At 69.0% G+C, this 16154-nt stretch carries 18 protein-coding genes; 6 read left to right on the forward strand and 12 right to left on the reverse strand.

All coding sequences use genetic code 11. From position 1 onward, the window contains the following. Positions 1–249: 249 nt before the first annotated feature. A complete protein-coding gene (locus tag BRO63_RS11140; protein ID WP_088139858.1) occupies positions 250–717 on the forward strand; it encodes a MarR family winged helix-turn-helix transcriptional regulator in 468 nt (155 codons plus the stop codon). Then, entirely contained in the window at positions 707–1165 is a 459-nt protein-coding gene (locus tag BRO63_RS11145) for a hypothetical protein (RefSeq protein ID WP_256943284.1), read from the forward strand. The genes BRO63_RS11140 and BRO63_RS11145 overlap by 11 nt, the downstream gene beginning before the upstream one ends. Positions 1166–1212: 47 nt before the next feature. Here BRO63_RS11145 and BRO63_RS11150 read toward each other — a convergent pair whose 3' ends face one another. Continuing rightward, positions 1213–2076: a pirin family protein gene (locus BRO63_RS11150; RefSeq protein ID WP_088139860.1), complete on the reverse strand. Its 864-nt coding sequence runs from the start codon at positions 2074–2076 to the stop codon at positions 1213–1215. 168 nt (positions 2077–2244) lie between these two features. Between BRO63_RS11150 and BRO63_RS11155 the strand changes: the two genes are divergently transcribed. From BRO63_RS11155 to BRO63_RS11170, 4 genes are all read left to right on the forward strand, one after another. Beyond that, positions 2245–2775, forward strand: a complete 531-nt coding sequence (locus BRO63_RS11155) for a DNA-deoxyinosine glycosylase (protein WP_088139927.1) — start codon at positions 2245–2247, stop codon at positions 2773–2775. A gap of 149 nt (positions 2776–2924) precedes the next feature. Further along, positions 2925–3695 (forward strand): sulfate reduction electron transfer complex DsrMKJOP subunit DsrO, encoded by a 771-nt coding sequence (gene dsrO / locus BRO63_RS11160; RefSeq protein WP_088139861.1) that lies wholly within the window; start codon positions 2925–2927, stop codon positions 3693–3695. A 19-nt stretch (positions 3696–3714) separates the two neighbouring features. Beyond that, positions 3715–4749 carry an NrfD/PsrC family molybdoenzyme membrane anchor subunit gene (nrfD, locus tag BRO63_RS11165; protein ID WP_088139928.1) on the forward strand — a complete coding sequence of 345 codons (1035 nt, stop codon included), beginning with the start codon at positions 3715–3717 and terminating at the stop codon, positions 4747–4749. Positions 4750–4808: 59 nt separating this feature from the next. After that, the gene (locus tag BRO63_RS11170) at positions 4809–8009 is read left to right on the forward strand and encodes a tetrathionate reductase subunit A (protein WP_179215073.1); all 3201 of its coding nucleotides are present in this window, start codon (positions 4809–4811) and stop codon (positions 8007–8009) included. A gap of 23 nt (positions 8010–8032) precedes the next feature. Here the strand turns inward: BRO63_RS11170 and ccmI are convergent, their stop codons facing one another. From ccmI to BRO63_RS11225, 11 genes are read right to left on the reverse strand one after another with little or no spacing between them, the layout of a single operon-like run. After that, a complete protein-coding gene (gene ccmI, locus BRO63_RS11175; protein WP_088139862.1) occupies positions 8033–9307 on the reverse strand; it encodes a c-type cytochrome biogenesis protein CcmI in 1275 nt (424 codons plus the stop codon). Next, entirely contained in the window at positions 9304–9798 is a 495-nt protein-coding gene (locus tag BRO63_RS11180) for a cytochrome c-type biogenesis protein (protein ID WP_088139863.1), read from the reverse strand. The genes ccmI and BRO63_RS11180 overlap by 4 nt, the downstream gene beginning before the upstream one ends. Next, complete coding sequence (locus tag BRO63_RS11185) at positions 9795–10316, reverse strand: DsbE family thiol:disulfide interchange protein (RefSeq protein ID WP_088139864.1); 522 nt, start codon at positions 10314–10316, stop codon at positions 9795–9797. The genes BRO63_RS11180 and BRO63_RS11185 overlap by 4 nt, the downstream gene beginning before the upstream one ends. Then, positions 10316–12322, reverse strand: a complete 2007-nt coding sequence (locus tag BRO63_RS11190) for a heme lyase CcmF/NrfE family subunit (protein ID WP_088139865.1) — start codon at positions 12320–12322, stop codon at positions 10316–10318. The genes BRO63_RS11185 and BRO63_RS11190 overlap by 1 nt, the downstream gene beginning before the upstream one ends. Further along, on the reverse strand, positions 12319–12774 hold the full coding sequence (gene ccmE, locus BRO63_RS11195) for a cytochrome c maturation protein CcmE (RefSeq protein ID WP_088139866.1): 456 nt from the start codon (positions 12772–12774) through the stop codon (positions 12319–12321). Before ccmE ends, BRO63_RS11190 begins: the two co-directional genes overlap by 4 nt. Beyond that, the gene (gene ccmD / locus BRO63_RS11200; protein ID WP_088139867.1) at positions 12771–12938 is read right to left on the reverse strand and encodes a heme exporter protein CcmD; all 168 of its coding nucleotides are present in this window, start codon (positions 12936–12938) and stop codon (positions 12771–12773) included. Before ccmD ends, ccmE begins: the two co-directional genes overlap by 4 nt. Next, positions 12935–13723 (reverse strand): heme ABC transporter permease CcmC, encoded by a 789-nt coding sequence (gene ccmC / locus BRO63_RS11205; RefSeq protein WP_088139868.1) that lies wholly within the window; start codon positions 13721–13723, stop codon positions 12935–12937. The genes ccmD and ccmC overlap by 4 nt, the downstream gene beginning before the upstream one ends. A 7-nt stretch (positions 13724–13730) precedes the next feature. Further along, positions 13731–14396, reverse strand: coding sequence for a heme exporter protein CcmB (gene ccmB, locus BRO63_RS11210; protein ID WP_088139869.1), 666 nt, complete (start codon positions 14394–14396; stop codon positions 13731–13733). Then, positions 14362–15036 (reverse strand): heme ABC exporter ATP-binding protein CcmA, encoded by a 675-nt coding sequence (gene ccmA, locus BRO63_RS11215; protein WP_088139870.1) that lies wholly within the window; start codon positions 15034–15036, stop codon positions 14362–14364. The genes ccmB and ccmA overlap by 35 nt, the downstream gene beginning before the upstream one ends. Next, positions 15023–15661: a cytochrome c3 family protein gene (locus BRO63_RS11220; RefSeq protein ID WP_013393091.1), complete on the reverse strand. Its 639-nt coding sequence runs from the start codon at positions 15659–15661 to the stop codon at positions 15023–15025. The genes ccmA and BRO63_RS11220 overlap by 14 nt, the downstream gene beginning before the upstream one ends. A gap of 16 nt (positions 15662–15677) precedes the next feature. Then, complete coding sequence (locus tag BRO63_RS11225; RefSeq protein ID WP_088139871.1) at positions 15678–16154, reverse strand: nitrate reductase cytochrome c-type subunit; 477 nt, start codon at positions 16152–16154, stop codon at positions 15678–15680.

The raw sequence follows: 16154 nt of genomic DNA on the forward strand, positions 1-16154 counted from the left end.
GTGCTGGTGGCGGACTGCGTCGTGTCGAGCATGGGGGGACTCCACTGCCGGGGCCTTGAAGGCTTTGATAGTAAAGCTGCGCCGGACCGGGCGGACTGGTGGAAAACCCGTCCAGGGGCGGGGGGTTCTATCCGCTATTTGCAGCGGCTGTCCGCGGAGTGCAGAAAAGCGGTGCAAATGCATATTGACAACTGGTTTCCAATAATGGAAACTGGTTGTCAATTAAATCGAAAGACCAGGAGGGCAACCATGAATCCGACCAAGGAAGAACGGCTCACCGGGGTGATCCTGACCTTGTTCCAGTTGAACGGCGCGCTGCTCGATTGGGGCGATGCCTTCGTCGCGCCCGATGCGCTGACCAGCGCCCGCTGGCAGATGCTGGGCGCCCTGGCGCTGGCGGGACAGCCTTTGAGCGCGCCGCGGGTCGCCGCCGCCATGGGCGTGACGCGCCAGGGCGCGCAGAAGCAGCTCAATCTGCTGGCCGAGGCGCAACTGGTGGAAGTCCGCCCCAATCCGCAGCACAAGCGCTCGCCGCTGTACCGGCTGACCGATGAGGGCCGGCGCGTCTATGGCGCCATCGACGCGCGCTGGAAGGAGCGCGCGCGCCAGTTGGCCGGCGGCTTCAGCGCGGCCGAACTGGAAACGGCGGGGAGGGTGCTGGCGGGACTGCTGGCCGCGCACGTCCCCGCGCAACCGGAGCAAGATCATGAAACATAGAATCCATGCCGCCGCCGCGATGTTGACGCTGCTGTTTCTGGCAGCCTTCTGGATATCGACGGTTGTGTCCGAATTGTTCCTGACCGCGTCCGCGGTGGCGCAGGTCAAGCTTGCCATTGCCTATGCCCTGCTGGGTTTCGTGCCCGTCATGATGCTGACCGCCGCCAGCGGCTTCATGATGGGCGGCAAGGGCAGGCATCCGTTGCTATTGGCCAAGCGCAGGCGCATGCCCTTCATCGCGGCCAATGGACTGCTGATTCTCGTGCCTGCGGCGCAGTTCCTGGCGCTGCGCGCGCAGGCGGGGCAACTGGATGGCGTGTTCTACGGCGTGCAGGCGCTGGAGTTGGCGGCAGGCGCCGCCAACCTGACGCTGATCGGCTTGAACATCCGCGACGGCATCAGGCTGGGCCGCTTGCGGCGGCGCCCGCAGGCGCTGGGCCGGGCCTAGCGTCCCGTCCCGCTGTGCGGGACGGGAGACCAGCCAGCCCTGGCGCCTCAGTGCATCTTGCCGTAGCGTCCGGCGTTGAAGTCCTGGATGGCTTCGACGATTTCCGCCTGCGTGTTCATCACGAAGGGGCCGTAGCCGACCACCGGCTCGTCGATGGGCTCGCCGCTGAGCACCAGGAACACCGCGTCGTTGTTGGCTTCGACGGTGATGTCCTCGCCTTCCAGGGAGAACAGCGCCAGTTGCGCGTCGCGCGCCACGGTTTCGCCATTGACCAGCACCGTGCCGCGCAGCACCACCAGCATGCTGTTGCGGCCTTCGGCGACGGGGAAGGTCGCCGACTTGCCGGCGGCCAGCCTCACGTCCCACACGTCCATCGGCGTGAAGGTGCGCGCCGGTCCCGAGTGGCCCGCGTAGTTGCCCGCGATCACGCGCAGCGTGCCCGCGCCATCCGGCAGGTCCACCGCCGGGATGTCCGCGTCGAGGATGCCCTGGTAGCCGGCCGGCGCCATCTTGTCCTTGGCGGGCAGGTTGACCCAGAGCTGCACCATTTCCAGCTCGCCGCCCTTGCGGGTGAAGGCGTGGGAATGGAACTCCTCATGCAGGATGCCCGAGGCCGCCGTCATCCATTGCACGTCGCCAGGACCGATGACGCCGCCGTTGCCGGTGGAATCGCGGTGCTCGACTTCGCCGCTGTAGACGATGGTCACGGTTTCAAAGCCGCGGTGCGGATGCTGCCCGACGCCGCGCGGATGCTCGGCCGGCTCGAACTGGGCCGGGCCGGCGTAATCCAGCAGCAGGAACGGGCTGGTGTTCTTGCCTTTGTCGTTGTAGGAGAACATGGAGCGCACCGGGAAGCCGTCGCCCACCCAGTGGGGACGGGGGCTGGCATGCAATCCGAGGATCTTCTTCATGGTCGTATTTCCTGTTGCGCGGCCCCAGCGGGGCCGTTCGTCATGCTTACTAAGATAAGGGCGCAACCCCTTCGGCGGTAGTCCCTGGCATTGATAAGCACTGTTCCATGCATCGGACAGTGGGGGCGGAACCTGCGGCTGGCGTATCCTTTGGGGATGGAACACGGCATGCGCACGGCCCAGGCGGGCGGCAACAACGATCAGGTCCAGGGCTTCGCCCCGGTGGCGGGGGCGGGCGCGCGCGTGCTGGTGCTGGGTTCGATGCCCGGGGTGGCGTCGCTGCGGCAGGGCCGTTATTACGCCCATCCGCGCAATGCCTTCTGGCCCATCGCGGCCAGCGTTTTCGGCTTCGCCCCCGGCCTGGACTACGCGCAGCGTTTGCAGGCCGTGCAGGCGGCCGGGGTAGCCTTGTGGGACGTCCTGCAAGCCTGCGAACGTCCCGGCAGCCTGGACGCCGACATTCGCGGCGACACCCTGGTGGCCAACGATTTCGCCGCATTCCTGGAACGCCACCCGGCCATCGTCCGGGTCTGCTTCAATGGCGCCAAGGCCGCGGCGCTGTACCGCCGCCATGTGCTGCCGGGGCTGGCCGTGCCGTTGGAATACATGGATTTGCCGTCGACCAGCCCGGCGCATGCGGCGGCGTCGTTTGAACGCAAGCTGGCGGCCTGGAGCCAGGCGCTCAAGATCGAAGATTGACGGTTCCTGAGCCTAGTCAGGGACGGGACGCGCATATTACGTCCCCGGTTTTTCTCTTATCCGTCCCCGGTTTGATTCTTATCAAGCCTCTATATAACTCCAAGTGATAAGTTAATTCCCGTAACAGAATTAACGCTTGGAGAAGCACTATGAGTACCCCCGCCAGCCCCCCGGAACCGCCGCTACCGGGTAAACGAGGCTTCTTGAAGGGCTTATTGGGGTTGGGGGCCGCGGCCACCGTCATACCCATCCGCGCCGAGGCCGCCGGCATGAACAGCCAGCCGCCGCGCCGCCCCGGCATGGCGGGCAAGCGCTACGGCATGGTCGTGGACATGCGCAAGTGCATCGGCTGCCAGTCCTGTACGGTCAGCTGTTCCATGGAGAACCTGCCTCCCATCGGGCAGTTCCGCACCACCGTCCTGCAATACGAAGTCCTGCCTGACGCCGGCGGCCCCGCCGCCATGGTGATGCTGCCGCGCCTGTGCAACCACTGCGACAACCCGCCTTGCGTGCCGGTCTGTCCGGTGCAGGCCACCTTCCAGCGCGAAGACGGCATCGTGCTGGTCGACAACGAGCGCTGCGTGGGCTGCGCCTATTGCGTGCAGGCCTGTCCCTACGACGCCCGCTTCATCAACCACGAAACGCAGACCGCCGACAAATGCACCTTCTGCGAGCACCGCCTGGAAGCGGGGCTGTTGCCGGCCTGCGTGGAAAGCTGCGTGGGCGGCGCGCGCGTCATCGGCGACATGAACGATCCCGACAGCGCCATTTCCAAGCTGCTGGTCGAGCACAAGCAAGACATCAAGGTGCTCAAGCCCGAAATGAAGACCGATCCCCACGTCTATTACATCGGCCTGCCCGATGCGTTCGTCCATCAGGTCGACGGCCAGGCCGGCGTGCGGCTGGCTGGCGGCCATTGAGCCATCGAAGGGGATGACCATGCAGATCTCTGAATTGTTGACGCCGGTCTACGACGCCGCCTGGCTGCCGTGGGCCGTGCAGTACTTCTTCCTCATCGGCATCAGCGCCACCACCGCGCTGACCGCCGCCTTCGCGGCTTTCGGCGGCGCCGGCTCGTCCGCGCGCCGCCTGCTGCCCGCCGCCGTGACGGTGCTGCTGGTCAGCGCCATCGCCGCGCCCGTGTCGCTGTTGGCGGACCTGCACCAGCCGGGCCGCTTCTGGCATTTCTACGCGCATCTCACGCCCTGGTCGTGGATGTGGCTGGGCGCCTTGCTGCTGCCGGTGTTCGTGACCCTGGCGCTGCTGTTCTGCGCCGCCTGGTGGTGGGGCCGCATCGGCTGGGTGCGCGCGCTGGGCATGGCGCTGGCGGTGTCGGCGCTGTCCATCCTGGTCTATACCGGCGCCGAAGTGATGGTGATGCGTTCGCGGCCGCTGTGGCACACGGTGTTCCTGCCGGTGAACTTCGCGCTGACCGCCTGGCTGGGCGCGCTCGGGGCCATGTTCCTGGTGGGCCGCTGGCTGCGCGGCGGCACGCGGGCCATGCCGGTGGAGCTCTTGCGCAGCTTGAGCCTGACGGCGGTGGTGATGATGGCGCTGGGCGCCGGCGCCTGGATGCTGCTGGGCATGCTGGGCATGGATCCCTCGTTCGACGCGGCGCTGCGCCTGTTCGCGGAGTTTCCGATCTGGCGCGTCAGCCTGGCGGGCGCGGTGGCGACTGGATTCTGCATGATCGCGCTGCTGCAGCGTCCGGCGCGCACGCTGGCCGCACCGCTGCCCTCGGCCGTGCTGGCCCTGACCATGTTGGCTGCGGCGTGGATCTTCCGCTGGGTGGTCTTCATGAGCGTGCAAGGCGTGCCGAAGTACGGCGCCGGCCTCTACCTGTACGAGATGCCCTGGGGCAGCGACGGGCTGCTCGGCATGGTGGGCGTGCTGGGCCTGTGCGTGGCGCTGATCGCCGCCGTGACGTATGCCCTGGAGCTGTTCCCGGCGCGCACGCGGGGCCTGGCGGCCTGAGCGCCGCCGCCTGGGCCTGTGTGTACAGGCCCTAGACGAAAGAACATGGAATGAAAGCAATGGACAAGCAACACGAAGACGACAAGCGCGGCGCCCCGCCGGACGAGGCCGCCGACCAGCCGCGCGACGAGGCGCGGCGCAAGCTGATGGTGCGCGGCGGCGTGGTCGCCGGCGGCATGGCGGCGTTCGCGGCCGGCTACGGCGAAACCGTGGTCCGGGCCGTGAAGGGCCTGGCGCAAGGCACGGCGGGCGTGCCCACGGCGCATGCCGTGCGCGGCAACTCGCTGACGCCGGAATTCCGCATCGATCCCTTGACCGGCGTGCTCAGCGCTCAGCCGGGCCAGACGGTCAGCCCCTCCAGCTGCCTGGGCTGCTGGACCCAGTGCGGCGTGCGCCTGCGCGTGGACACGAAGGAAAACCGCATCCTGCGCGTGGCCGGCAACCCCTACCACCCGCTGGCCACGACCCGGCCGGCCGCCATGGAGGCGCCGGTGCGCGAGGTCTATGCGCAATTGGGCGGCGACAACGGCCTGGAAGGACGCGCCACGTCCTGTGCGCGCGGCTCGGCCATGCTGGAACAGATGAACAGCCCGTTCCGCGTGTTGCAGCCGCTCAAGCGCGTGGGCAAGCGCGGCGAGGGCAAGTGGCAGACCATCTCGTTCGAACAGCTGGTGCAGGAGGTCTGCGAAGGCGGCGACCTGTTCGGCGAAGGCCAGGTGGATGGGCTGCGCGCCATCTTCGACCGCGAAACGCCGCTGGACCCGCAGAACCCCGAGTACGGCGCCAAGGTCAACCAGTTCCTGTTCACTGACGCGTCCAACGAAGGGCGCACGCCGCTGATCCAGCGCTTTGCCGGGCAATCGTTCGGCACGGTCAACTTCAGCAACCACGGTTCCTATTGCGGCCAGAGCTTCCGCGTGGGCGCAGGCGCCGCGCTGGGCGACCTGAAAGGCATGCCGCATGGCAAGCCGGACTGGGACAACGCGCGCTTTGGCCTGTTCATCGGCGCAGCGCCGGCGCAAGCCGGCAACCCGTTCCAGCGCCAGGCCCGTCAACTGGCCGAGGCCCGTGTGCGGCCGCAAGAGACCGGCTTCACGTATGTGGTCGTGTCGCCCATGCTGCCGGCCTCGTCCAGCCTGTCGGCCGGATCGGGCAATGAATGGGTGCCGGTCAATCCGGCCGGCGACCTGGGCCTGGCCATGGGCCTGATCCGCTGGATCCTGGACCACGAACGCTACGATGCCCGCGCGCTGGCGCAGCCCGGCCCGGAGGCGATGAAGTCCGCGGGCGAGGCTGCCTGGACCAACGCCACCCATCTGGTGGTGGCCGAGCCCGGCCATCCGCGCTTGGGCAGCTTCCTGCGCGGCGCCGACCTGGGCTGGGCGCGCCCGGCCGATGCCGGCGAGAAGTGGGAAGATGTGTACGTCGTGCGCCTGGAAGACGGCACGCTGGCGCCGCACACCACGGCCGCGCCCGCCACGCTGTTCGTGGACGACACGGTGGCCGCGCCCGGCATGGACGGTGCGCCGGAAGCGCTGCGCGTGCGCAGTTCGCTGTCGCTGCTGCGCGAGGAAGCGCGCCGCAAGACGCTGGACGAATACGCGGAACTGAGCGGCGTGCCCGCCGCCAAGATCGCGTCGCTGGCCGAGCGCTTCACCAGCTACGGCAAGCGCGCCGTGGCCGACGCGCATGGCGGCACCATGAGCGGCTCGGGCTTCTATACGGCCTATGCCATCGCCATGCTGAACACGCTGGTGGGCAACCTCAACGTCGAGGGCGGCCTGGTGCTGGATGCCGGTCCGTTCCCGCCCTACGGGCAAGGGCCGCGCTACAACATCGCGGGCTTTGCCAACCGCGCCACGCCCAAGGGCGTGGGCCTGTCGCGCAACCGCTTTCCGTACGAGAAGTCCAGCGAGTTCAAGCGCAAGAAAGCCGCCGGTCAGCCGGCCTATCCGGCCGCCGCACCCTGGTATCCGGCCACCGGTGGGCTCAGCTCGGAAATGCTGGCGTCCGCGCTGGCGGGCTATCCCTACCATGCCAAGGTCTGGTTCAACCACATGAGCAACCCGATCTACGGCATCGCCGGCTTGAAGAGCGTCATCATCGACAAGATGAAGGATCCGCGCCTCCTGCCGCTGTCGGTATCGATCAACCCCTTCATCAACGAGACCAACGCGCTGGCCGACTACATCGTGCCGGACACGGTGACCTACGAAAGCTGGGGCGTCTCGGCGCCCTGGGCGGACGTGGTCGCCAAGGCGTCCACCGTGCGCTGGCCGGCCGTGCAGCCGCGCGTGGCGCGAACCGCCACGGACGAGCCGGTCTGCCTGGAAACCTTCCTGATCGCTTGCGCCAAGCGGCTGGGCATGCCGGGCTTCGGCGCGGGCGCCATCACGGACAAGGACGGCGCCAAGTACGCGCTGGACACGCCGGAGGACTTCTTCCTGCGCGGCATGGCCAACATCGCCTTCGCGGCCGGCAAGCCCGTGCCGGAGGCCAGCGACGACGACATGGTGCTCACCGGCGTGGACCGCTACGGCGCGCTGTTGCAGCAGAAACTCAAGCCGGGCGAATGGCGCCAGGTCGCCATGGTGATGAGCCGTGGCGGGCGCTTCGACAAGATGCAGGACGCCTGGGTGGAAGGCGGCGGGAGGCGCCAGACGCGCGCCGCCTATGCCAAGCCGCTGCAGGTCTGGAGCGAGGAACTGGCGGGCTTTCGCCATTCCATGACGGGCGAGCGCTACAGCGGCTGTCCGACCTGGTACCCGACGCGGCTGGCCGACGGCAGCGACATGCGGGCGCAATACACGCGGCAGGACTGGCCCTTCCTGCTCAGCTCATTCAAGTCGAACCTGATGAGCTCCATGTCCATCGGTGTGAACCGTTTGCGCCAGGTGCATCCGCACAACCCCGTGTCGATCAACCGCCAGGACGGCGAGCGCCTGGGCATCCGCAACGGCGACGCGGTGCGCATCGTGACGCCGGGTGGCGCGGTGACCGGGTTGGCGCTGCTGCGCGACGGCATCCAGCCGGGCGCGGTGGGCATCGAGCACGGCTACGGCCATACCGAGCTGGGCGCGCGCGCCCACGCGGTGGATGGCAAGCCCATGCCGCACGACCCGGCGCTGGCCGCGGGCGTGAACCTGAACGACCTGGGGTTCGGCGACGCCACGCGCGGCGAGCATGCCAACGTCTGGATCGATTGGGTGTCCGGCGCGGCGGTGCGCCAGGGGCTGCCGGCGCGGATCGAGCGGGTTTGAACGCGGGGCCGGTACCTTGCGCCTCAGGGCACGACGGTATCGGCCACCAGCTCCAGTCCGTCGGCGTGGATGCCGATGCCGGGCAGCGCGCCGCCCAGGTCGCCTGGCCGGGCGGCCGCCGTGCCGGACTTGCTGACGCGGATTTCCACCCGCACTTTGCTGGCGCGCGACAAGGTCGCGTCCGGCGACATGGCGCTGCTGTCGTCCAGCACGAAATCCCGCGGCAGGTCGGAGACCTGCATGCGCAGGATGGCCAGCGGCATGCGCGAACCTTCCTCGGGACGCGCCAGGATGAACACGGTATCGGAGGGCTGGACCCGGCCGCGCAGCGCATCGGCGATGCTGGCGCGTCCGCTGATGCGGGCGGCGGAAGCGGCGGCCGCGGGCGCCGCGCCAGTGGCGGGGGGCGAGGATGCCGCAGAGGGCGCCGCTGCGGGGGGCGCGGGCGTGGCCGCCATGTTGCGCGCCTGCGCGATGTTGGACTGGATCTGCCGCGCGGCTTCCGAGTCCGGCGGCAACAGGGCTTGCAGGCGCTCCCAATGCGCCAGCGCCTCCGCCGCGTCGCCGCGGCGCAAGGCCATCATGCCGGCCAGGGCCAGGGCCTTGGGCTGGTCCGGCTGCGCGGCCAGGGCCTGCGCCACCGCCGCGATGGAGGCGGCGTCGGGCGTGCCCTGGTTGGCCGATAGCAATGCGTCGGCCAGATCGGCCAGCACCGTGGGTTGACCCGGCACTAGCCGCAATACCTGCTGATAAGCGGCCACCGCATCGGCATAGCGCCCCAGGGTTTCGTACGAACGCGCCAGCATGTACCAGCCGTCGGCATCGTCTGGCGCCGCGCGCAGCCGCTGGGCCAGCGCATTGATGGCCAGCGTCATGTCATTGCCGGTGTCGGCCGCGTGCGGTTCGGCGGGCTGGCCCGCGTTGGCGGTGGCCGCCGCGCGCGGGTTGCCCAGCTGGCCGTAGAGCAGCACGGCCGCCACCGGGATCAGCACGGTCAGCAGGCAGGCGGCCATGATCCCCGCGCGCTGCCCGGCCCAGGGCGCGCCGCGGCCGCGCCGCAAATCCAGGTCCTGCAGCAGGTCGCGCTGCAACTCTTCTTCCGCGCGCATGCCTGCGGCGGCGGTCAGGCTGCCGTTGTCCAGGTCGCGGCGTAATTGTTCGCGCTGCGCCAGATAAAAGGCGCGCACATTGGCCTCGGACGCGGGCGGTTCGGTGGGCGCGCGCCGCAGCAGGGGCGGGATCAGGCAGAGCAGCGTCGCCAGCAGCAGGAGCACCACGATGATCCAGAGAGTGGTCATGAGCCGGTATCCAGGAAGCGCGCCGCGCGCGCGCGTTCGTCGGCGGTCAGGGGCGCGCGCGCGCCGGCGCGGCGCTTCAAGGTGCGCACCAGCACCACGAAGCCCAGCGCCAGCAGCGCGAACGGTCCCAGCCACAGCAGCCAGGTGATGGGCTTGAAGGGCGGGTCGTAGCGCACGAAGTCGCCATAGCGCTCTTCGAAGAAGCGCATGATCTGCGCATCGCTGCGGCCTTCGGTCAACTGGTCTCGGATCAGCTTGCGCATGTCCTGGGCCAATGGCGCGTTCGACTCGGCCAGGGTCTGGTTCTGGCACACCAGGCAGCGCAGTCCATGGGCCAGCTTGTCGGCGCGTTGTTCCAGGACAGGCGGCAAGGGTTGCGCGGGGCCGGCATGAACCTGGGCGCGCGCGGCTGCCGTCAAGGCCAGCGCCAGCAGCAGGGCGCGCAGGCCGGCCCACGCCAGGCCGCGAGGCAGGGTAGGCAGCCGCTTCATCGCAGTGCCTCGATGGCGGGCTGGATCCGGTTGCGCCAGATCTCGGGCGTGATCAGGCCCAACTGCTTGTAGCGGATGCGGCCGTCGCGGTCGATCACGAAGGTCTCGGGCACGCCGTACACGCCATATTCGATGCCGACGCGGCCGTCGATGTCGCTGGCGGACGCGATGTAGGGATTGCCGTTGCGCGCCAGCCAGGCTTCGGCCTCTTCGGGCTTGTCCTTGTAGTTCAAGCCGTACAGCGGAATGCCGTGGCGCTGGGCTGCCTCGCGCAAGACGGGCAGTTCTTCTTTGCACGGTCCGCACCAGGATGCCCAGACGTTCAGCAGCCAGACCTGGCCGCGCAGCGATTGCACTTCCAGCTTCTTGCCGGGGGCCAGCAGCACTGGCAGGCCGATGGCGGGCGCGGGCTTGTCTATCATGGCCGATGGGACTGCGCGCGGATCGCGCGACAGGCCCATCGCCAGGAACACGGCCATCGCCAGGAAGGCCGCCAGCGGCACCAGGTAGCGCAGCATCAGGCGCCCTCCCGCGTGGCGCGCGCGGCGCCGGGCATGGCCGGCTGCGGCGCACGCGCGGGTTCCTGCGCGCGGCGGTAGCGTTTGTCGCCGGCCGCCAGCAGGCCGCCCAGCGCCATCAGGATGCAGCCCGTCCAGATCCAGGTCATGAAGGGCTTGACCTGCAGGCGCACCGTCCACGCCTTGTCGCCCACCGGTTCGCCCAGCGCCACGAACAGGTCGCGGGTGAAGCCGCTGTCGATGTCGGCCTGGCTCAGCGCCATGTCCTGCACCGTGTAGAGGCGCTTTTCCGGATACAGCGTAAGCACCGGCTTGCCGTCGCGGGTTACCGGGAACACGGCGCGCTGTGCGCTGTAGTTCGGCCCGGCGGCGGGGGCGATGCTGGCGAAGGTGAAGGCGTAGCCGCCGGCTTCCTGGGTCGCGCCCAGTTCCATCCGCAGCTCCTGTTTGACCTCATAGCCATTGGCCAGCGTGACCCCGGCGATGAAGACACCCATGCCTGCGTGCGCCAGCAGCATGCCGTACCAGGAGCGCGGCTGACGGCCCAGCCGGCGCAGCCACTGGCCGTCGCCATCCGTTAGGCGCTGCCATGCGTGCGTCACGGCGCTGGCGACCGACCACGCCGCCAGCCACAGGCCCAGCATCACCATGGGCGAGCCCAGCCGCGCCGGACCCGGCATGGCCAGCGGCAGCAGCACGGCCGTGGCCACGCTGACCGCGAAGGCGATGCGCAGGCGGCGGCCCAGGTCGGGCAGCTCGGCCTGCTTCCAGCGCGCCACCGGACCGACGCCCATCAGGAAGATGGCCGGCGTCATCAGCGGCACGAACACGGCTTCGAAATAGGGCGGGCCGATGGAGATCTTGCCCCACTCCAGCACGTCGAGCACCACCGGGTAGAGCGTGCCCAGCAGCACCGAGCCCGCCGCCACCGTCAGCACCACATTGTTGGACAGCAGCAGGGACTCGCGCGACAGCAGCGAAAAGCCTCCGCCCAGCCCCACTGTGGGCGCGCGCCACGCATACAGGGCCAGCGATCCGCCCACGATCACCAGCATGAATGCCAGTATGTACAGGCCGCGCCCCGGATCCACCGCGAAGGCGTGGACGGAAGTCAGCACACCCGATCGCACCAGGAACGTGCCCAGGATGCTGAGCGAAAACGTGCAGATCGCCAGCAGCACCGTCCAGCTGCGGAAGGCGCCGCGCCTCTCGGTCACGATCAGGGAATGGATCAGCGCGGTGCCCGCCAGCCAGGGCATGAAGGAGGCGTTCTCGACCGGGTCCCAGAACCACCAGCCGCCCCAGCCCAGCACGTAATAGGCCCAAGCGCTGCCCAAGAGGATGCCTATGGTCAGGAAGGTCCAGGCCGCCAGCGTCCAGGGGCGCACCCAGCGCGCCCACATGGCGTCCAGTTCGCCCGACAGCAGCGCCGCGATGGCGAAGGCGAAGGCCACCGAAAAGCCTACGTAGCCCATATACAGCATGGGCGGATGCACGATCATGCCCGGATCCTGCAACAGCGGATTCAGGTCGCGCCCGGCCATGGCCGGCGGCATCAGGCGCTCGAAGGGATTGGACAGGAACAGCAGGAACAGCAGGAAGCCCACGCTGATCCAGCCCATTACCGCGAGCACGCGGCCGACGAAGGGCAGGGGCAGGCGGCGGCTGCACAGCGCCACGGCCAGCGTCCACGCAGTCAACAGATACAGCCACAGCAGCAGCGACCCTTCATGTCCGCCCCAGACCGCCGCAAAGCGGTAGGCGGCGGGCAGGTCCGCATGCGAATTGGCGGCCACGTACAGCACGGAAAAATCGTTGTCCACGAAGGCCCACGCCAGGCAGCTGATGGCCACGGTGGTCAGGGCGAACTGGCCGAAGGCGGCGGGCCGCGCCACCCGCAGGCCGGCCTGCCAGCCGGTGGCGGCGCCCACCAGCGGCAGCACGCCCTGCGCCAGCGCCACCAGCAGCGCCAGGATCAGGCTGAACAAGCCTATCTCGGGAATCATTGCGCCTCCGCGCGCATGGTGTTGGCCCCGGCGCCCGCGCGCTTGAGCGCGTCGGCGGCCTCGGGCGGCATGTAGTTTTCGTCGTGCTTGGCCAGCACCTCGGTGGCGCGGAACACGCCGTCCGGTCCCAGCTTGCCGGCGACCACCACGCCCTTGCCCTCGCGGAACAGGTCGGGCAGCAGGCCCTGGTAGGTCACCGGCACGGTGTGCGCGGTGTCCGTCACCACGAAGCGCAGCGTCAGGCCGTCGGGCTCGCGGCGCAGCGACCCTTGCTCCACCAGGCCGCCGACGCGGAAGCTGCCGTTGGCGGGCGCTTCCTTGGCGACAACCTGCGTGGGACTGAAGAAGAACACCAGGTTGGATTGCAGGGCGTTGAGCACCAGCGCGGCGGCCGCGGCCAGCAGGCCCAGGCCGCCAACGATGGCCAGCGCGCGGCGCTTGCGCGGGCTCATGGCGCAGTCCCGTCCACGCGAGCGGCATCCTGCGCCGCGCGCCGGGCGCGGCTACGCCGCCATAACACCAACGTTTCCAGGCCGATCAGCGCCAGCGTCACGCCATACGCGCCCAGCAGGTAGGGGCTGTGGCCTTGCAGCGAGAACAGCGCTTGCCAGCTCATGCCGCCTCCCGCCGCGTCCGGTCCGTCCGGACCGCGCCCGGCTCGCGTTCGGCAATGATGCCGCGCACACGCGCCAGCGCAGCCGCCGCGCTGTAGAGCCAGAACGCCGCCACCATCAGCAGCATCGCGGTCACCATGATGTGGGCCATGCTGGGCGCGGTGGTGAGGTTGATCGACGCGCCCTGATGCAGCGTGCTCCACCAGCGCACCGAGAAATAGATGATGGGCACGTTGATCACGCCCGCCAGCACCAGGATGGCGCCGCCGCGGTCGGCCCGCTGCGCATCATCGTCGGCGGCCGCCTGCAAGGCCATGAAGCCCAGGTACAGGAACAGCAGTATCAGTTCGGAGGTGAGCCTGGCGTCCCATACCCACCAGGCGCCCCAGGTCGGCTTGCCCCACAGTGCGCCGGTCCACAGGGTCAGGAAGGTGAAGAGCGCGCCGGTGGGGGCCAGCGCCCGCATCATCATGAACGACAGGCGGGTATTGAAGATCAGCCCCAGCGCGGCGTACAGCGCCATGACCAGGTACAGGAACATCGACATCCAGGCCGCGCCGACGTGGATGAAGAGGATGCGGTAGACCTCGCCCTGCTGGCTGTCGGTGGGGGCGACCGCCAGCCCAACGTACAGGCCCGCGGCCGCGAACAGCGCGGCGCCCAACGCCAGCCACGGAATCATGCGGCCGGCCAGCGGATAGAAGGCGGCGGGCGAGGCGTACCGCAGCCAGCCCGCGCCCGTTGCGGCGGCGGAGGGATACGCGTTGAGGGCAGGGTGCTTGTGCATGGCGTCCTCAGTCCAGCGCCACGCGCAGCGCCGCCGAGGCGCTCCAGGGGCATAACAGGATGGCCAGACACAGGCATGCGCCCAGCAGCGACAATTGCGGTCCGGCGCCCATGCCGGCATGCGAGGCCGACACCGCGCCCGCGCCAAAGATCAGCACCGGCACGTACAGCGGCAGCACCAGCAGCGGCAGCAGGGCGCCGCCGCGCAGGCCCAGCGTCAGCGCCGCGCCCAGCCCGCCCACCAGCGCCAGCGTGGGCGTGCCCAGCAGCAGCGACAGGACCAGGATGCCGATGGCCTGCGGCGACAGGCCGAACTGCAGCGCCAGCACCGGACTGGCCAGAATCAGGGGCAGGCAGCTGCTGAACCAGTGCGCCGCCAGCTTGGCGCCCACCAGCAGCGGCAGCGGATACGGCGACACCAGCAGCTGTTCCAGCGCGCCGTTGTCGTAGTCCTGGGCGAAGGGCCGGTTCAGCGTCAGCAGGATGCCCAAGAGGGCGCAGACCCACAGCACGCCCGGTCCGATGGCCAGAAGCAGCGCGGGGTCGGGGCCGACCGCCAGGGGGAACAGCGTGCCGGCCACGATGAAGAACAAGGTGGCGCCCAGCGTGTCCGCGGGCCGTCTCCAGGCCAGGCGGATTTCACGCAATGCCAACTGCGACAGCGTAGCCAGCATCCGCGTAGTCATCCATGTTCAGGGTTTGGGTATGAGCGGCAGCGGTGCCGGGTTCGCGGTGCGAGGCGAGCACGGCGCCGCCGCCGGCCGCGAGGTGGGCTTCCAGCGCCAGGCGCAGCTGCTCCAGGCTGGGCGCGTCCAGGCCGGCGTCGGGTTCATCCAGCAGCCACAGCGGCTTGGCGCCGAGCACGACCGCCGCCAACGCCAGCCGCCTGCCCTGTCCCTGGGACAGGCGCTGGGCAGGCATGTCGGCGCAGGATTCCAGGCGCCATGCGCGCAAGGTGTCCGATAAGCGCGCTTCCGCCTGCGGCGTGCCGGCGACGTGCAGGGCGTAGCGCAGGTTCTCGGCGGCGCTTAGTTCGCCGCACAGGCCGTTGCCGTGTCCCAGGTAGGCCATGCAGGCGCGGTAGCCGGCGGCGTCGCGGCGCGCATCGCCGCCGCGCCACAGCACGCTGCCGGCCAGCGGCCGAAGCAGGCCGGCCAACATGCGCAGCAGGCTGGTCTTGCCGCTGCCGTTGGCGCCGCGCACGTGCAGCAGCTGACCGCCATGCAGCTCGAAATCCACTGGCGCGCCATAGCCGCGGCGGCTGGCCAGGCCGCGCGCGCAAAGCATGGGCGGCGGCGCGTCAGCGGGCCGCATGCGCCACTTCCTTGGCCGGGCCTGCCGGCTCCGGCGCCATGGAGGTCGGACCCGGCCCCATGTTGGGCAGCTTGTGGGCGATGCCCTTGTGGCAGTCGATGCAGGTCTTGCTCTTGTCGGCCAGATAGGTGGAATGCATGTTCTGCGCGCGCGGGCTCTGGCGCGTGAAGTCCATGTACTCGTAGTTGTGGCAGTTGCGGCATTCCAGCGAATCGTTGGCCTTGAAGCGCGCCCATTCGTGCTGGGCCAGCTCCAGGCGCTTTTCCACGAACTTCTCGCGCGTGTCGATGGTGCCGAAGATCTTGCCCCACACTTCCTTGGACGCCTGCATCTTGCGCGCGATCTTGTCGGTCCAGTTGTGCGGCACGTGGCAGTCCGAGCACAGCGCCCGCACGCCGGAGCGGTTGGTGAAGTGGATGGTGCCTTTCAACTCGGCGTACACGTTGTCGCGCATTTCGTGGCAGCCGGTGCAGAACTTCTCGGTATTGGTGAGTTCCATGGCGGTGTTGAAGGCGCCCCAGAACAGGATGCCGCCGATGAACCCGCCGACCGTCAGGAAGCCCAGGCTGAAATGCACGCTGGGCCGTCGGATGATGTTCCAGTAGCGCTTGATGAGTCCGAGCATGGCTGCCTCCGGTCGCTTACTTCTTGGCGGGCGCCGGGGCGGTCAGGCGCTTGAGGATCACATCGATGTCCTGATAGTTATTGGACACCAGAGGCTTGGCCTCGGTCTGCGGCACGTGGCACTGCACACAGAAATAGCGGCGCGGCGAGACTTCCGCCAGCACGTTGCTGTCGCGGTCCATGTAGTGGGTCACGCTCAGCGGCGGGGCCTGGGTTTCCTCGGTGTTCACTCGGGCATGACAGGCCAGGCAGCGGTTGAAGTCCTTGTCGACCTGGTAGCCGTCGATCTTGTGCGGAATGGTGGGCGGCTGCATGGAATACGTGCGCATGCGCCGGATGTCCTTGTTTTCGACGGGGCTGATGAGCGGCGGATCGGCTTCCTGCGCGATCGGGGTGGGGCCGCGCATCGGGTCTTCGACCTCCAGCGGCGGCGCCGCCCAGGCGGCCGAACCGAGGATAACGCATGTCGCGAGAGTCAGGGCGCGTAGGTTCAT

Origin of the sequence: Achromobacter xylosoxidans (assembly GCF_002192695.1) — a bacterium.
In the GTDB taxonomy this organism is placed as follows: domain Bacteria; phylum Pseudomonadota; class Gammaproteobacteria; order Burkholderiales; family Burkholderiaceae_B; genus Achromobacter; species Achromobacter xylosoxidans_C.